Origin of the sequence: Roseivivax halotolerans (genome assembly GCF_900115815.1) — a bacterium.
Taxonomy (GTDB): domain Bacteria; phylum Pseudomonadota; class Alphaproteobacteria; order Rhodobacterales; family Rhodobacteraceae; genus Roseivivax; species Roseivivax halotolerans.
Genome location: NZ_FOXV01000001.1, coordinates 90,420 through 105,343 on the forward strand (window position 1 = coordinate 90,420; position 14,924 = coordinate 105,343).

The window sequence follows — 14,924 nt, forward strand, 5'->3', positions numbered from 1 at the left end:
TTACAGCTCCTTCTTGCCGCGCACGGCTTTCAGCACGATGGGCAGCGCGGCCAGCGCGCAGAGCCCGAGGATCGGCAGCAGGATGTGCGGCTCGAAAATGATCCCGAGATCCGGCGTCTCGCCCCGCTCGAAGACCTGGCCAAGCCCGGCACCGACCGAAGTGTAGACCACCGCGCCCGGAATGATGCCGAGGAAGGTCGTCACCGCGAAGCGCCAGAGGGAGACACCGACAAAGGCCGGCACGACGTTCGCCACGAAAAACGGCACGGCGGGAACGAGGCGGATCAGGAAGAGCATCTCCCATTGCGTCTCGTCGATGCCGGTCTTGATGCGGCGCACGAGTCCGTCCGAGGCGTTCATCTTCTCGGCCATCTTCTCGCCGAAGCCCCATTTCGCGGCGGAAAAGATCGCGGTCGCGCCGATGGTGGCCGCCGTCACGTTGAAGAGCGCACCGGGAAAGGTCGCGAACAGAAAGCCGCCCGTCAGCGTCGCGATGGTCGCACCGGGCAGTGAGAAGGCGACGATCAGGATATAGGCCGCCATGAAGGCCAAAACCGTCGCGACATAATTCTCGTCGCGAAACGCCAGGAGCGCCTCGCGATTCTCTCGTAGAGTGTCGAATGTCAGGTAGTCGCGCAGCGTGAAGGCCCCGACCGCCGCGACCAGAACGATCGCGATCAATGGCAATTTGCGGACGAGCGCACTCGATCCCTTGTCGCGTTCAGTCATGTCGGTCTCCATTTCGAGGCCCCCTCGTGCATGTTGCCTGCCAAGGTACATGCGGCCGCGAGGTGCCGGGCGACAGCGCCTTCACGTCGCATTGATCGCAAGGCTGCAAAACCCCTGCCGTCGCGATGGTTTCTGTAACAATCGGCGCGGTTTTGTTGCACGGGCCAACCGCGTCTGACATGCAAGACGAGCCGCGCAAGAAATCGCGTCGCCGGGTCAAGGCGGCGTTTGACTTGATCGCGCATCTTGCCTATAGCGCGGGCTTCAAGAGATTCATCGGCCCCGAGGCGTCGCGCCGCCGGGCCCGAGACGACGGAGACAGACACATGTCGAAACGCACGTTTCAACCCTCGAACCTGGTGCGCAAGCGCCGCCACGGGTTCCGCGCGCGCATGGCAACCAAGGCCGGCCGCAAGATCCTGAACGCACGCCGCGCACGCGGCCGGAAGCAGCTGAGCGCGTAAGCGCACCCTGCTTCGGAGACTTATGATGACGCCGCCGAAGGCCCCCGACCCTCAGGACGGGACAACGCCTTCGGCGGCTTTGTCATGCGCGGACGCCCCGACGATCACCACGATCAAGCGCCGGGCTGATTTCCTGCGTGCCGCTCGGGCTGACAAGCAAGGCACCAAGAGCATGCTGGTGCAGGGCAGGATCCGTGCGCCCGGCGAGCCCGTGATCCGCCTTGGCTTCACCTGCTCCAAGAAAGTCGGCAACGCGGTTGCCCGCAACCGCGCCAAGCGGCGCCTTCGGGCCGCCGCGCGCGAGGTCGTGGCCGAATTGGGCCGTCCGGGATGGGATTATGTCCTGATCGGCAAACGCGACGTCACCGCCGAGCGACCCTATGATGCGCTCAAATCCGATCTCGCCTATGCCCTGCACCAGTTGCACGGGCGGGCCGAATGAGCCCCCTCGCCCGCATCGTTGCCCTGCCCGTCCACGGGTATCGCCTTTTCCTGTCGCCCTGGCTCGGACGCTCCTGCCGCTTTGACCCGACATGTTCGACCTATGCGCTCGAAGCGCTCGAAACCCATGGCGCGGTGAAAGGCGGCTGGCTCGCTCTCCGGCGCATCGTGCGCTGCCATCCCTGGGGCGGCAGCGGAATCGATAACGTGCCGCCGCGCCGCAGGCGATAAAGCACCGCAAGCCCACGTTCCCGAATTTTCCTCTAGGTAAAGCTGTCGCGGCAGTGTATGTCGTGCTGAGGTTCACCCCACAGCAACGAAGGAGGGGCCATATGTTTTATGCTTTTGACCTCTCCTGCACCGGAGTGTCCTTCGCGCGATCGTTTACCGGCATCCGCCAAGGGTAAACCACGCGCCTGGCAGGCCACCCGCGCCCGCCAAGCTTCGATTTTTAATCACAGATAAATCTCGCCGCGACTCGACTTCAGACATCCGTCTTGCCCGCGCGCCGTTTCAAGGGAGCCCGCTTTTGGCGGGAGCGCCATGACCAACATTCATTACCTGACCCCGGCCGATACCCGGACGGAGACTGAAATCGACCGCATCATCGCTCGGCATGGGTTGCGGCGCGTTCTCTTGAGGACCGCGGCCAAGGCGTTCGGGTTGAAGCGGCGCAAAGCGCGGCCTATCGCTGAACACGACCTGCCCGCCTACCTGCGCGCCGATCTGGGACTTGGGGACGGAGCGCCGCGCCCCGACGCCGTCAGGCACCATATCCAAACCAGGCTTTGGCACAGATGGTAGACCGATAAAAAACGCCCCGGCGCACAGCCGGGGCATTGATCCGTGCAGGACAGACAGGCTTCAGGATCCTGCCATCTCGACGATGCCGCACGCCACGCGGCCGCCTGCACCGGCCTCGGCCTGATAGCTGTCGGCGTTCTCGTGAATGATGAAGGCAGAGCCGTCGTCATCCATGATCGGTGCAGTATCGCCGTCCATCGTCAGATGCGCCGCATGGATATCCGCGCGCACCTCGCCTGCATCCGAGGCGAAGATGTTCGGCAGATCACCGGCATGCGCCGAATCGCCGGCGAGCAGCCCGTGCTCGGACCCGTCCGGGTTGTAGTGGTCGCCAGCAGAGGTGAAATCACCCTCGCAGGCTCCGGTCTCGTGCAAATGGAAGCCGTGATAGCCGGGCTCCATGTCCGAGGCGGAGACGCGGAGCAGAAGACCTTCGGTCGCCTCGAAGATCTGCACCTCACCGACCTCCGCGCCATCGGCATTGACGAGCGTTGCCATCGCAGCCGGGCTCATCTCGCCCGAAGCATCGCTTTGCGCATGCGCCATGCCAGCGGCGAGCGCAGCGGCGCAGATAAGGGATCTGGTAAACATGAATCTCATCTCCTCATTAAGATATCTCGGACCCAACAACGTGGCGCAGCCTGTGTTCCCATTTCGCTCTTCGCTTCCCTTCGCGTGCGCCTTTTGGCATGAGAGGCGACATGTTCGACAATGCCGATGACATCCATCCGCTCTTCGAGGGCGCGCCGAAATCGACGGAGTTCAAGAAGCTCCGCAAACGCATCGTGCAAGGCGTGCGCGAGGCGGTGGAACACTACGGCATGGTCGAGCCGGCCGCAGAAAAGCAGAAATGGCTCGTCTGCCTGTCGGGCGGAAAGGACAGTTACACGCTGCTCGCGGTCCTGCATGAGTTGAAATGGCGCGGACTTCTGCCGGTCGAGCTTCTGGCCTGCAATCTCGACCAGGGACAGCCCGGATTTCCCGCGACGGTTTTGCCCGAATTTCTTGAACGCATGGGCGTGCCGCACCGGATCGAATACCAGGACACCTATTCCATCGTGAAGGAGAAGGTGCCGGCGGGCCGAACCTATTGCGCGCTCTGCTCGCGCCTGCGCCGCGGCAACCTTTACCGCATTGCACGCGAGGAAGGCTGCACCGCCGTCGTTCTCGGCCATCACCGCGACGACATCCTCGAGACGTTTTTCATGAATCTCTTTCACGGCGGACGGCTTGCAACGATGCCGCCGAAGCTCGTGAACGAGGAAGGCGATCTCTTCCTCTTCCGCCCGCTCGCTCATGTCGCGGAAGCCGATTGCGAGAAGTTCGCCCACGCGATGAAGTATCCGATCATCCCGTGTGATCTCTGCGGCAGCCAGGACGGCTTGCAGCGCCAGCAAGTGAAGCAGATCCTCGACGGATGGGAGCGCAACAGCCCCGGACGCAGGCAGGTCATGTTCCGCGCGCTGATGAACGCGCGCCCGTCTCATCTTCTGGATCCCAAGCTCTTTGATTTCGCCGGTCTCAGCATCGGCGCGCCCGAGGAGCAGGAGGCGGTGCCGGAGATCCCCGAGCTGCGTTAATCGGGTCTTCAACGAATCGCGCCTAGTGTCGCCCGGAACAAATTGGAAACATCTAAGGGCCGGCTTTCATGTGGGAACAGATCGCGCGACGGATACGTGTGGCATGGCGCGCGCTCTTTCGCCCGCCGGCCGCTGAAGACGCGCGTGGGGGCACGGGCCTGGAGGCAAAACGTATCGTCGGTGTGGACGCGTTTCTTTCTCGGGCGGACCTGCTCTGGTCGCGGCCTGGCGGCGCGGGTCTCGTGCCCACCTGTGTCATCCTGGAAATACGCGGGCTGGCCGAGGTCGCGACCGAACTTGGCCAATCCGTCTTGCGCGATGCGCGGACGATCTGCCGCGACCGGCTCACCGACATGCTCCGTCCGCACGACGTTGTAGCACTGATCGGGGATGCCCGCTTCGCCATCGCACTGGCCTTGCCCCCCGATCAGGCAAAGCTGTTCGGCCGCCGCGTCGAGGCTGCGCTGGATGAGCCGCTGACACTCTCCGGGCAAAAGTTTCGTCTGTCCGCACGTCTCGGGATCGCGTCGGCACCCGGCAGCAGGCCACCCGCTGCCGATTGCCTCGCCCGGGCGGAGGATGCGCTCGACCGGGCGCTTGTCCGCGGCAATCAGGCCGTCGCCGTCTGGACCCCCGGCATCGCGCGCGACATCGAGGCGCGCCGCGATCTGGCGCGCCAGTTGGCAACCGCGCTCGAGGCCGGTGAAATCGTACCGTGGTTCCAGCCGCAGATCTGCACCTCGAGCGGACGGGTCAGCGGGGCGGAAGCTCTTGCTCGATGGCAGCATCCCGAACGCGGCGTGCTCCCCCCATCGCAGTTTCTAGAGACGCTACAGCGCTCCGGTCGGATCGAGCACCTCGCGCGGACCATGATCACCGGCACGCTCGAGGCGCTGGCCGCCAGGGATGCCGCTGGTCTCATCGTACCCCGCGTTTCGATCAATCTCGGCGCGGCAGAGCTGACCGACCCCACGCTCGTGACCTACTTGAAATGGGAGCTCGACCGGCACGGGATTTCTGCCGACCGGCTCGCGATCGAGATACTCGAAACCGTCGTGGCATATATGCGCGACAACGCTGTGACCGGAACCGTTCGGCAACTCGCCGGGATCGGCTGCGGCATCGACCTCGACGATTTCGGGATGGGTGCCGCGCCCCTGACCACTCTGCGTGCGCTTCCGATCCAACGCATCAAGCTCGACCGAAGCGTCGTGGCTCAAGTCGACCGTGATCCCGCGCAGCGGCGCATGGTCACGGCCCTTCTCTCACTCGCTGATCGGCTTGGCCTCGAAACTGTCGCCGAAGGGGTGGAGCGCGCGGCGGAACATGCTCTACTGGCGCAGCTCGGATGCGATCACGTTCAAGGCTTTTGCATCGCCCGCCCCATGCCCGCGCAGAAGTTCGCGGAATGGCTGCCCGCCTTTGAGGCACAGATCATCAAGGCGCCGCCTCTACCGCGCCGCGCGTGACCGGGCCAAGCCGGCAAAACGCGGTGCCATGGTTGAGCCGCGTGCCCGGCGCCCGGCGCACGCAAACCGCCGGCAAGGATAACAAGACCAATGGCACGAGGCCGCGAAGACCTCCGGCGCGCCGACCCGGCGCGTCTTCACAATGGCGCCAGACCCGCCGCTCACCCTGAATCGACTTGACCTTCGGCGGTCCGGGCTGTTGAACCCGACACCACTTGACATGACAGTGTGGGACCGGTCCGACATGGACAATCAGAACAAGAACCTCCTCATCGCGACGGCACTCAGCTTCGCCGTGATTCTCGTTTGGTTCCTGCTGTTCCCACCTCCGGAAGAGCCGATTGATCCGAACGCGACCGCAACGCAGGAGACTGCCGATACGGTGCAGGACGTACCCGATACGGCCTCCGTTCCCGATGCCGCGCCCGGCGAAGGCACTGCGACCACCTCCGATGCGGCAACCGCGAACGAGACCGCCGACGATGCACCGCGCATCTCGATCGACACGCCGCGCCTCGCAGGCTCGCTCTCCCTCAGGGGGGGCCGGATCGACGATCTGCAGCTCAAGGATTACACCGAGACGATCGAGCCCGGCTCCGAAATCGTGCATCTCTTCAACCCCGTTGGCGGCGGCGAGGCTTATTACGCGCTGTACGGCTGGGCCCCCGGCTCGGGCCTTTCGGCAGCAGACGTGCCCGGCCCGAACACCGACTGGCAGATCGCCGAAGGCGAGACGCTGACCGAGAACGACCCGATCCTTCTGGAATGGGAAAGCCCGTCTGGCCTTATCTTCAGACGCGAGATCGCGGTCGATTCCGACTACATGTTCACCGTGACGCAGTCAGTCGAGAACCCGACCGAGGGCAGCCAGCGCCTCGCGCCTTATGGCATCCTCGCCCGCCACGGCGAGCCGGTGAATGCGAAGAACTTCTTCATCCTGCATGAGGGCGGCATCGCCATGACCGATGGCGAGCTGACCGAGATCGGCTGGGGCGACATGACCGACCTGCCGGCCGAGGGCGGCGCGCAGGCCGAACGCTTCCAGGTGAACAATAACGGCTGGATCGGCTTCACCGACCACTATTGGATGGCGACCCTCATCCCAGAGCCCGGTAGCGGGTTCCGCGCCGCCGCGAAATATGATGCGGGCCGCGACATCTACCAGACCGAGGCCGTGCTGCCGACGGTCGAAGTCGCCGCCGGTACAAGCTCCGAGGTCACGACCCAACTCTTCGCTGGCGCGAAGGAATGGGAGACGATCCGCGAATACCAGAGCGGCGGCATTGAGCGCTTCGTCGACTCGATCGACTGGGGCTGGTTCTTCTTCCTCACCAAGCCGATCTTCGCCGCGTTGCACTGGCTGAACGCGATCATCGGAAACATGGGCGTCGCGATCATCGCGCTCACGCTCGGCATCAAGGCGCTGCTGCTGCCGCTGGCCTACAAATCCTACGTCTCCATGGCGAAGATGAAAGAGCTTCAGCCGGAGATGGAGAAAATCAAGGAACGCGCCGGCGACGACCGCCAGAAGCTCCAGCAGGAGATGATGTCGCTCTACAAGAAGGAAAAGGTGAATCCGGCTTCGGGCTGTCTGCCGATCCTTCTCCAGATCCCGATCTTCTTCTCGCTCTACAAGGTGATCTTCGTAACGCTGGAACTGCGCCACGCGCCCTTCTTCGGCCCGTTCCAAGACCTTTCGGCCCCTGATCCGACATCGATCTTCAACTTCTACGGTCTTCTGCCCTGGGGCGCGCCGCCCGAAGGTTCGATCATGGCGCTGATCTTCATCGGTATCCTTCCGCTGCTTCTCGGCGTGTCGATGTGGCTGCAGCAGAAGCTGAACCCGGCCCCGACCGACCCGACGCAGGCGATGATCTTTGCCTGGATGCCGTGGGTCTTCATGTTCATGCTCGGCAGCTTTGCGAGCGGGCTCGTGGTCTACTGGATCGCCAACAACACGATCACCTTTACCCAGCAATACGCGATCATGCGCAGCCAAGGGTATAAGCCAGATCTCCTGGGCAACATCCTGTCGAGCTTCAAGAAGAAGAGCTCGGACGAGACATGACCGCACGCGTCGCCTCGCTCTGGCGGCATCCGATCAAGGGTGTCGGCCGCGAAGAGGTGACGGAGACGTTCCTCGAGCCGGGCAGCACCATGCCCGGCGACAGACTCTGGGCCATCGCGCACGAGGCGGCCGAGGATGCGGCGCTAAGCGGCAACTGGGCGATGTGCCGCAACTACCTGCGCGGGGCAAGCTCTCCGTCGCTGATGGCGGTGACGGCTGAATTGCAGGACGACGGACAGCTATCCCTGTCGCACCCGGATGCCGGGTCAATCACCCTCGATCCGGCGCGCAATGCCGAGACGCTTCTCGAGTGGGTTGCGCCGCTTGTCGCTGACGGCCGGCCAGCCCCGAAGGCGGTCGTCCGCGCCTCGGAGCGCGGCTTCACCGACAATCCAGATTTCGCCGTGACGATCTGCAACGCCGCCTCGCACCGCGCGGTCGAGCAGCGTGTCGGACGCACACTTTCGCCCCATCGCTGGCGCGGGAATATCTGGTTGGACGGGCTCGCGCCTTGGGAGGAATTCGACCTTGTCGGCCGCGAGATCCGCATTGGCGAGGCGCGTTTCGAGATTGGTGAGCGCACGGGCCGCTGCCGCGCGACCGAAGCGAACCCTGACACCGGCCGCCGGGATGCCGACACGCTCGGCGCGCTCCGCAGTTGGGGACATATGGACTTTTCGGTACAGGCGAGCTGCACCCTACCGGGGCGGATCGCCACCGGCGATACAATGGTGATCCTATGAGCCTGCCCTTCCCCGCCGCCGAAGAGCCCGACCCGCAGGTCGCCGAAGATGCGCGCCGCCTCTTCGCGGGCGGCACGGACTTCCTCAAGGGCGTCGTCGCGATGGACGGCCTGCCGCCGAGCGATCGGGCCGAGGTCTGCTTCGCCGGGCGGTCCAATGTCGGCAAATCTAGCCTCATCAACGCTCTGACAGGGCGCAAAGGACTGGCGCGCGCGTCGAACACGCCGGGCCGCACCCAAGAGATCAACTTCTTCACCCTGGGCGAAAGCCACTACCTCGTGGATCTTCCGGGCTACGGCTATGCCAACGCGCCGCTGCCGGTTGTCGAGAAATGGCAGCGCCTTCTCAAGCAGTACCTGTCGGGCCGCGCGAACTTGCGCCGCGCCTTCGTGCTGATCGACGCGCGGCACGGCGTGAAGGCCGTCGACCAGGAAATCCTGACGCTTCTCGACAAGTCCGCCGTCACCTTTCAGATGGTGCTGACCAAGACCGACAAGGTCAAGGAGAAGGACCGCGCGCGTATCCTTACGCAGGTCCGCGAAGCGCTCGCCAAGCATCCCGCCGCCTATCCCGAGATCGTCCTGACCTCGTCCGAAAAGGGCGACGGCATCCCTACGCTTCGCGCCATAGTCGCAAGCCTCGCCTGAGCCTCGCGCTCTTGCACGCCGGAAGGCAAGGCCCGATAACCCACGCAGACCCCTTTTCCGGGACCGCAGATGAAGACGCAGGACATGAACAGAGACTGGCACGCCACGGCCCGCACCCTTTCAGAGGCGCTTCCCTACATGCAGCGCTATTCGGGCGCTGTGGTCGTGGTGAAGTTCGGCGGCAACGCGATGGGCGACACCGCGGCTATGGCCGAATTCGCCCGCGACATCGTTCTGATGCGGCAGGTCGGCATCAACCCGGTCGTCGTGCATGGCGGCGGACCGATGATCAACGAAATGCTCGAGAAGCTCGGCATCGAGTCGAAATTCCTGCGCGGCAAGCGCGTCACCGACCAGGCCACCGTTGACGTGGTCGAGATGGTCCTGACGGGTCTTGTGAACAAGCGTATCGTGCAGGCGATCATGGATGAAGGCGGCCGCGCGGTCGGGCTCTCAGGCAAGGACGATGATCTCATCGTTTGCGAAGCCGACGATCCCGAACTCGGCTGGGTCGGGCGGCCGATCGAGACCAACGTTCAGGTGCTGCGCGACCTCATGGGCGCGGGCATCATTCCGGTGATCGCGCCTGTGGCGACCGGCATGGACCCGGCGGAGACCTATAACGTCAACGGCGACACCGCTGCGGGCGCGGTCGCGGGTGCGCTGAAGGCCGACCGGCTTCTGCTTCTGACCAACGTGCCGGGGGTGAAGGGCGCCTCTGGCGAGATCGTGACGGCGCTCACCCCCGAAGAGGTGCGCGCGATGATCGAGGATGGCACCATAGCAGGCGGCATGATCCCCAAGGTCGAGACCTGCCTCGATGCGCTGGAGCGCGGTGTGCGCGGCGTCGTCATCCTTGACGGCACGGTGCCGAATGCCTGCCTGCTGGAGCTTTTCACCGAACACGGTGCGGGCTCGCTCATCCGGCACGCGAACCTTCCCAAACACGGGGCGGAGTGACCTCATGCGTCGTCTGATCCTCATGCGCCACGCCAAGTCCGACTGGCATCAAGGGGTCGAGGATTACGAACGCCCGCTCAACAAGCGGGGCCGGGCCTCCTGCACGGCGCTTGCAGCCTGGCTCCGGGAAACCGGGCTGACGCCGGATGCGGCGCTTCTTTCCTCGTCGATGCGGACGGTTGAGACGTTCGGGCGGCTCGATCTCGACTGCGAAGTGAGGACGACCCGCGCGCTTTATCTTGCCGAGCCGGACGAAATCGTCGCGGAACTGCGCGAGGAAACCGCCCAAACCGTTCTGCTGATCGGGCACAATCCCGGTATCGGGATCACCGCGGGCGATCTTGTCGCGGAGGCACCGAGCCATTCTCGCTTCGCCGATTATCCGACCGGCGCGACGCTGGTCGCTGAGTTCGATATCGATGCCTGGTCGGAGCTGACCCTCGGCACGGGCCGGGTCGTGCATTTCGCGATCCCGCGAGAATTGCCAGGCATGGAATAGAAACGGGCGCCCGCGAGGGCGCCCGGTCACTCTGGCAAGACGTTTTTGTCAGTGGCCGAGGATCTGGCTCAGGAACAGCTTCGTCCGCTCGTTCTGCGGATTGTTGAAGAACTCTTCGGGCTCGTTCTGCTCCACGATCTGGCCCTGGTCCATGAAGATCACCCGGTTCGCGACCTGCCGGGCAAAACCCATCTCGTGCGTCACGCAGAGCATCGTCATGCCTTCCTCGGCAAGCTCCACCATCGTGTCGAGCACTTCCTTGATCATCTCGGGATCGAGCGCCGAGGTCGGCTCGTCGAAAAGCATGATCCGCGGCTTCATGCAGAGCGACCGGGCGATCGCGACACGCTGCTGCTGACCGCCCGAGAGCTGGCCGGGATACTTGTCCGCCTGCTCGGGGATCTTCACCTTCTCGAGGAAGTGCATCGCGGTTTCCTCGGCTTCCCTCTTGGGCGTCTTTCGCACCCAGATCGGGGCCAGCGTGCAGTTCTCGAGGATCGTGAGATGCGGGAAGAGGTTGAAGTGCTGGAACACCATCCCGACCTCGGAGCGGATCGCGTCGATGTTCTTGATGTCCGAGGACAGAACGGTGCCGTCCACCTCGATCCGGCCCTTCTGGTGCTCTTCCAGCGCGTTGATGCAGCGGATGAGCGTCGACTTGCCTGAGCCTGACGGCCCCGCGATGACGATCCGCTCGCCGCGATAGACGGTCAGGTCGATATCCCGCAAAACGTGGAACGAGCCGAACCACTTGTTCATGTTCTCGATCGAGATCGCGACCTCGTCAGAGACCTGCATCTGACCCGGCGTGACGGAGGGGGTCTCTAGGGCTGTATTTGTCATTTGGATGCTCCCTTACCGGCGGTCCGTGGACAGCTCTTGTTCGAGCCACTGGGAATATTTCGAGATGCCGAAGCAGACGACGAAGAACAGGAGCGCGGCAAAGCCCAGAAGCTCCCAGTAGACGCCGTTCCACTCGGTGGAGGCGAGGATCGGCCCGCGGATCATGCCCACGAGATCGAACATCGAGATGATCGAGACGAGGGTGGTGTCCTTGAAGAGGCCCACCGCGACGTTGACGATGCCCGGGATCGAGATTTTCAGCGCCTGCGGCAGGATGATCAGCCGCATGGATTGCGCGTAGTCGAGCCCGAGGCTGTCACCGGCTTCATATTGGCCCTTCGGCAGCGCGGCGAGGCCGCCCCGGATCACTTCGGCAATATAGGCCGAGGCGAACATCGTAATCATGATGATCACCCGGAGGATCAGGTCGAAATTGGTGCCCGGCGGCAGGAAGTAAGCCAGGACCACGTTCGCCACGAAGAGAAGCGTGATGAGCGGCACACCCCGGACGAACTCGATGAAGATGATGCAGATCCACTTGATCGCCGGCATGTCCGATTGCCGCCCGAGGGCCAGCGCGATGCCGAACGGAATGGAAAGCGACACGCACACCGTTCCGAGAATGAGGTTCAGCATGAACCCGCCAAGGTTCCGCGACGCAACCGGCTCGAGCGCGATGATCCCCTCGGTCGGTACGATGCCGATCACCCACCAGAAGACGAGAGCCGCGAGGATGCCACCGAAGAAACCCATCGCGAAGCTCTGCGCGACGAGGCGGGAATAGACCATGTAGCCCGCGACGAAGCCCAGCGCGGCGAAAACCGGCACCAGGATCGAGCCACCCCAGGTCAGCCAATAGGCGAGGAACGGGTAGATTGCCGTGAAGACCAGCATCTGTGCCGGGAAGCGCTTGCGGAAGAGCACCGGCGCAATCGCAATGAACAGCAGCAGGAAGGCCAGCGAGGGGCGCCAATACAGCTCCGACGGGTATTGGAAGCCGAAGAGAAGCTGGTTCCAGCGCTCGGTCAGCACCGCGAAACAGCCGCCGACCTGCCCCTCGAGGATCTCCCGGCACGCGCGGATCGAAGGCGCGTCCCAGATGCCGTTGGCGAACCAGGGCAGAACCGAAGAGATCAGCCACCAGATGCACCAAAGCGCAGCCAGCGTGAGGATCCCGTTGGGGATGGTCGAGAAAAGGTTCTCCCGCATCCATTTGACGATGCCGCGCTCGGTCGTGGGCGGTTCCGCCTGCGGCAGCATGGTCTCGCGGACGAAGCGGACGGAATGGGCGTGCATATCGGCCATCTCAGCGCTCCTTCAGCGAAACTGCATTGTTGTAGACGTTCATGATCGCCGAGATCGAAAGGCTGATCGCGAGGTAGAACGCCATGAGCAGCAGGATGCACTCGATCGCGCGGCCCGTCTGGTTGAGCGTGATCCCCCCGAGCGTGCCGGTCAGATCCATGTAGCCGACGGCAATGGCGAGGGAGGAGTTCTTCGTGATGTTGAGGTAGTGCGAGATCAGCGGTGGCACGATCACCCTGAGCGCCTGCGGCAGCACGACGAGGTTCATGATCCGTCGCGGGCGCAGGCCGAGCGAGGCCGCGGCCTCCGTCTGCCCCTTGGATACCGACAGGATGCCCGCGCGCACGTTTTCCGCGATGAACGCGCCCGTGTAGATCGCCAGCGCAAACCACAGCGCGATCAGCGAGCCAAGGATGTTGATCCCCCCGGTGAAGTTGAAGCCGCCGAGCTCGGGATATTCGAGGCTTATCGGCTGGCCCAGAAGGTAATAAGCGAGGATCGCCGGCACGAAAGCGATAAGCAGCGCCGGCCATCCCATCGGCAGCAGCTTGCCCGTCGCATAAAGAAGCTTCGTCGCATAGCGCCGATAGGCGAACGCGCCGATGACGCCCGCAAGGAAGACCAACATGACCGTCCAGCCGCCCGGCCCGAAGATCGGCTTCGGGATATAGACGCCGCGATTGGTGAAGGCGACCGAGCCGAAGATCATCGACGCGGTGGCATCCTCGCCCCGGAACGCGCGCGGCGCTGGCAGGACGGCGGTCATGATCGTGAAGATGATGATGATCCAGATCAGGACCGGGACGTTGCGGAAGGCTTCGACATAGGCCGACATCAGCTTCCGCACGAGCCAGTTGTTGGACAGGCGCAAGACGCCTGCAACGACGCCGATGATCGTGGCGGTGATACAGGCCAGGAACGAGACCAGGAGCGTATTGAGAACGCCGACCAGCGAGGCCCGCCAATGGTCCATCTGGTTGTTGTATTCGATCAGTGTCTGGTTGATGTCGTAATTCGCCGGCTCGCCCAGGAAATCGAAGGAGATAGTGAGCCCCGCCGCCGCCAGGTTGCGCTGCAGGTTCAGGCCCAGATAGGCGAAGAGCGCGGCAACCAGAACGATCGCTATGAACTGGAACGTATATCCTCGATACCGCGTATCGTTCAGCAGCATCGACGGCTTGAACGACTCACGCGGCGGATCGCTGAGTGTCGACATTTGGGTATCCCTGGAGTTTTCGAGGACCTCTTGCCGCCCGGTTTGTCCGGGCTGACGGGCCTCGATCGTTTATGGTCCGACTATACGGAAAAGCGAAGGGGCGCGGGAGTGCCGCGCCCCTTGCTGGAGTGTCTTAGCGGAACGGCGGTGCGTAGAGCAGGCCACCATCGGTCCACTGCGCGTTCAGACCGCGCGACAGGCCGATCGGGGTCGACTCGCCGATATGGCGGGCGAAGAGCTCACCGTAGTTGCCGCCTGCGCCGATGGCACGGCGTGCCCATTCCGCGTCAAGGCCGATCATCTCGCCGAGGTTGCCCTCGGTGCCGAGGATCCGCTTCACTTCCGGGCCACCGTTCTGCGCCATCTCGTCGAGGTTGGTCGACGTGATGCCGTATTCCTCGGCCGCGATCAGTGCGTTGAGGGTCCAGCGGACGATATCGCCCCACTCGTTGTCGCCGTGGCGGACGAGCGGACCGAGCGGCTCTTTCGAGATGATTTCCGGCAGAACGACGTGGTCGCCCGGGTTCTCGAACGCAGCGCGGGTCGCGGCGAGGCCGGACGCGTCGGTGGTGTAGACGTCGCAGGCACCGGCAAGGTACTGCTGCTGCGCCTCTGCGTTGGTCTCGATCGGAACCGGCGTGTATTCCATGTTGTTCCGGCGGAAGTAGTCCGCGAGGTTCAACTCGGTCGTGGTGCCCGTCTGGATGCAGACGGTCGCCCCCGCAAGCTCGGTCGCCGAGGAGACGCCGAGCGCCTTCGGAACCATGAAGCCCTGACCGTCATAATAGTTGATGCCCACGAACTCGAAGTTGAGGTCGTTGTCGCGGGTGAAGGTCCAGGTCGTGTTTCGTGCGAGCATGTCGATCTCGCCGGAGGACAGCGCCGTAAAGCGTGTCTTGCCGGTGGTCGGCACGAACTCGACCGCGGTCGGGTCTTGCAGAACGGCTGCGGCAACAGCGCGGCAGACGGCGACGTCGAAGCCGTCCCACTCGCCGTTGGCGTCGGGTGCCGCGAAGCCGACAAGGCCGGTCGTGACGCCGCAGTTCAGCGTCCCGCGATCCTGCACGTCATTCAGCGTCTGGGCGCTGGCGGCACCGGCAGCAAGGCCGGCAACGGTCAACGCGCCAAGAAATACGGTCTTTTTCATACTTACCTC

The 14,924-nt window shown here is 63.9% G+C and carries 17 protein-coding genes; 11 read left to right on the forward strand and 6 right to left on the reverse strand.

Features of this window, described 5'->3' with window-relative positions; translation table 11 throughout:
• Positions 1-729 (reverse strand): TVP38/TMEM64 family protein, encoded by a 729-nt coding sequence (locus tag BM171_RS00460; protein WP_093009248.1) that lies wholly within the window; start codon positions 727-729, stop codon positions 1-3.
• Between the two features lie 326 nt (positions 730-1,055).
• On the opposite strand from BM171_RS00460, the gene rpmH reads away from it, so the two are divergent.
• The 4 genes from rpmH (at position 1,056) to BM171_RS00480 (ending at position 2,438) form a co-directional block, all read left to right on the forward strand.
• Complete coding sequence (gene rpmH / locus BM171_RS00465; protein WP_093009249.1) at positions 1,056-1,193, forward strand: 50S ribosomal protein L34; 138 nt, start codon at positions 1,056-1,058, stop codon at positions 1,191-1,193.
• 25 nt (positions 1,194-1,218) lie between these two features.
• Positions 1,219-1,635, forward strand: a complete 417-nt coding sequence (gene rnpA, locus BM171_RS00470; protein ID WP_093009250.1) for a ribonuclease P protein component — start codon at positions 1,219-1,221, stop codon at positions 1,633-1,635.
• Positions 1,632-1,865: a membrane protein insertion efficiency factor YidD gene (yidD, locus tag BM171_RS00475; RefSeq protein WP_093008837.1), complete on the forward strand. Its 234-nt coding sequence runs from the start codon at positions 1,632-1,634 to the stop codon at positions 1,863-1,865. The genes rnpA and yidD overlap by 4 nt, the downstream gene beginning before the upstream one ends.
• 312 nt (positions 1,866-2,177) lie before the next feature.
• On the forward strand, positions 2,178-2,438 hold the full coding sequence (locus BM171_RS00480; RefSeq protein WP_093008838.1) for a hypothetical protein: 261 nt from the start codon (positions 2,178-2,180) through the stop codon (positions 2,436-2,438).
• 60 nt (positions 2,439-2,498) lie between these two features.
• On the opposite strand, the gene BM171_RS00485 is transcribed toward BM171_RS00480, so the two are convergent.
• Positions 2,499-3,029 (reverse strand): superoxide dismutase family protein, encoded by a 531-nt coding sequence (locus BM171_RS00485; protein ID WP_245760143.1) that lies wholly within the window; start codon positions 3,027-3,029, stop codon positions 2,499-2,501.
• Positions 3,030-3,139: 110 nt separating this feature from the next.
• Between BM171_RS00485 and ttcA the strand changes: the two genes are divergently transcribed.
• The 7 genes from ttcA to BM171_RS00520 all read left to right on the forward strand — a co-directional run bounded on the left by ttcA (position 3,140) and on the right by BM171_RS00520 (position 10,404).
• Positions 3,140-4,018 carry a tRNA 2-thiocytidine(32) synthetase TtcA gene (ttcA, locus tag BM171_RS00490; RefSeq protein ID WP_093008840.1) on the forward strand — a complete coding sequence of 293 codons (879 nt, stop codon included), beginning with the start codon at positions 3,140-3,142 and terminating at the stop codon, positions 4,016-4,018.
• A 68-nt stretch (positions 4,019-4,086) separates the two neighbouring features.
• Complete coding sequence (locus BM171_RS00495; protein WP_093008841.1) at positions 4,087-5,487, forward strand: GGDEF domain-containing phosphodiesterase; 1,401 nt, start codon at positions 4,087-4,089, stop codon at positions 5,485-5,487.
• 244 nt (positions 5,488-5,731) lie between these two features.
• Complete coding sequence (yidC, locus tag BM171_RS00500; RefSeq protein ID WP_093008842.1) at positions 5,732-7,555, forward strand: membrane protein insertase YidC; 1,824 nt, start codon at positions 5,732-5,734, stop codon at positions 7,553-7,555.
• A complete protein-coding gene (locus BM171_RS00505) occupies positions 7,552-8,298 on the forward strand; it encodes an MOSC domain-containing protein (protein WP_093008843.1) in 747 nt (248 codons plus the stop codon). Before yidC ends, BM171_RS00505 begins: the two co-directional genes overlap by 4 nt.
• Positions 8,295-8,945: a ribosome biogenesis GTP-binding protein YihA/YsxC gene (gene yihA / locus BM171_RS00510; protein ID WP_093008844.1), complete on the forward strand. Its 651-nt coding sequence runs from the start codon at positions 8,295-8,297 to the stop codon at positions 8,943-8,945. The genes BM171_RS00505 and yihA overlap by 4 nt, the downstream gene beginning before the upstream one ends.
• A gap of 69 nt (positions 8,946-9,014) precedes the next feature.
• Positions 9,015-9,905, forward strand: a complete 891-nt coding sequence (argB, locus tag BM171_RS00515) for an acetylglutamate kinase (protein WP_093008845.1) — start codon at positions 9,015-9,017, stop codon at positions 9,903-9,905.
• Between the two features lie 4 nt (positions 9,906-9,909).
• A complete protein-coding gene (locus tag BM171_RS00520) occupies positions 9,910-10,404 on the forward strand; it encodes a SixA phosphatase family protein (protein ID WP_093008846.1) in 495 nt (164 codons plus the stop codon).
• A gap of 48 nt (positions 10,405-10,452) precedes the next feature.
• On the opposite strand, the gene BM171_RS00525 is transcribed toward BM171_RS00520, so the two are convergent.
• The 4 genes from BM171_RS00525 to BM171_RS00540 all read right to left on the reverse strand — a co-directional run bounded on the left by BM171_RS00525 (position 10,453) and on the right by BM171_RS00540 (position 14,915).
• Positions 10,453-11,247 (reverse strand): amino acid ABC transporter ATP-binding protein, encoded by a 795-nt coding sequence (locus tag BM171_RS00525; protein ID WP_093008847.1) that lies wholly within the window; start codon positions 11,245-11,247, stop codon positions 10,453-10,455.
• Between the two features lie 12 nt (positions 11,248-11,259).
• Positions 11,260-12,552 (reverse strand): amino acid ABC transporter permease, encoded by a 1,293-nt coding sequence (locus BM171_RS00530; RefSeq protein WP_093008848.1) that lies wholly within the window; start codon positions 12,550-12,552, stop codon positions 11,260-11,262.
• Between the two features lies 1 nt (position 12,553).
• Positions 12,554-13,768: an amino acid ABC transporter permease gene (locus tag BM171_RS00535; RefSeq protein ID WP_093008849.1), complete on the reverse strand. Its 1,215-nt coding sequence runs from the start codon at positions 13,766-13,768 to the stop codon at positions 12,554-12,556.
• 133 nt (positions 13,769-13,901) lie between these two features.
• On the reverse strand, positions 13,902-14,915 hold the full coding sequence (locus BM171_RS00540; protein ID WP_093008850.1) for an amino acid ABC transporter substrate-binding protein: 1,014 nt from the start codon (positions 14,913-14,915) through the stop codon (positions 13,902-13,904).
• Between the last annotated feature and the right edge of the window lie 9 nt (positions 14,916-14,924).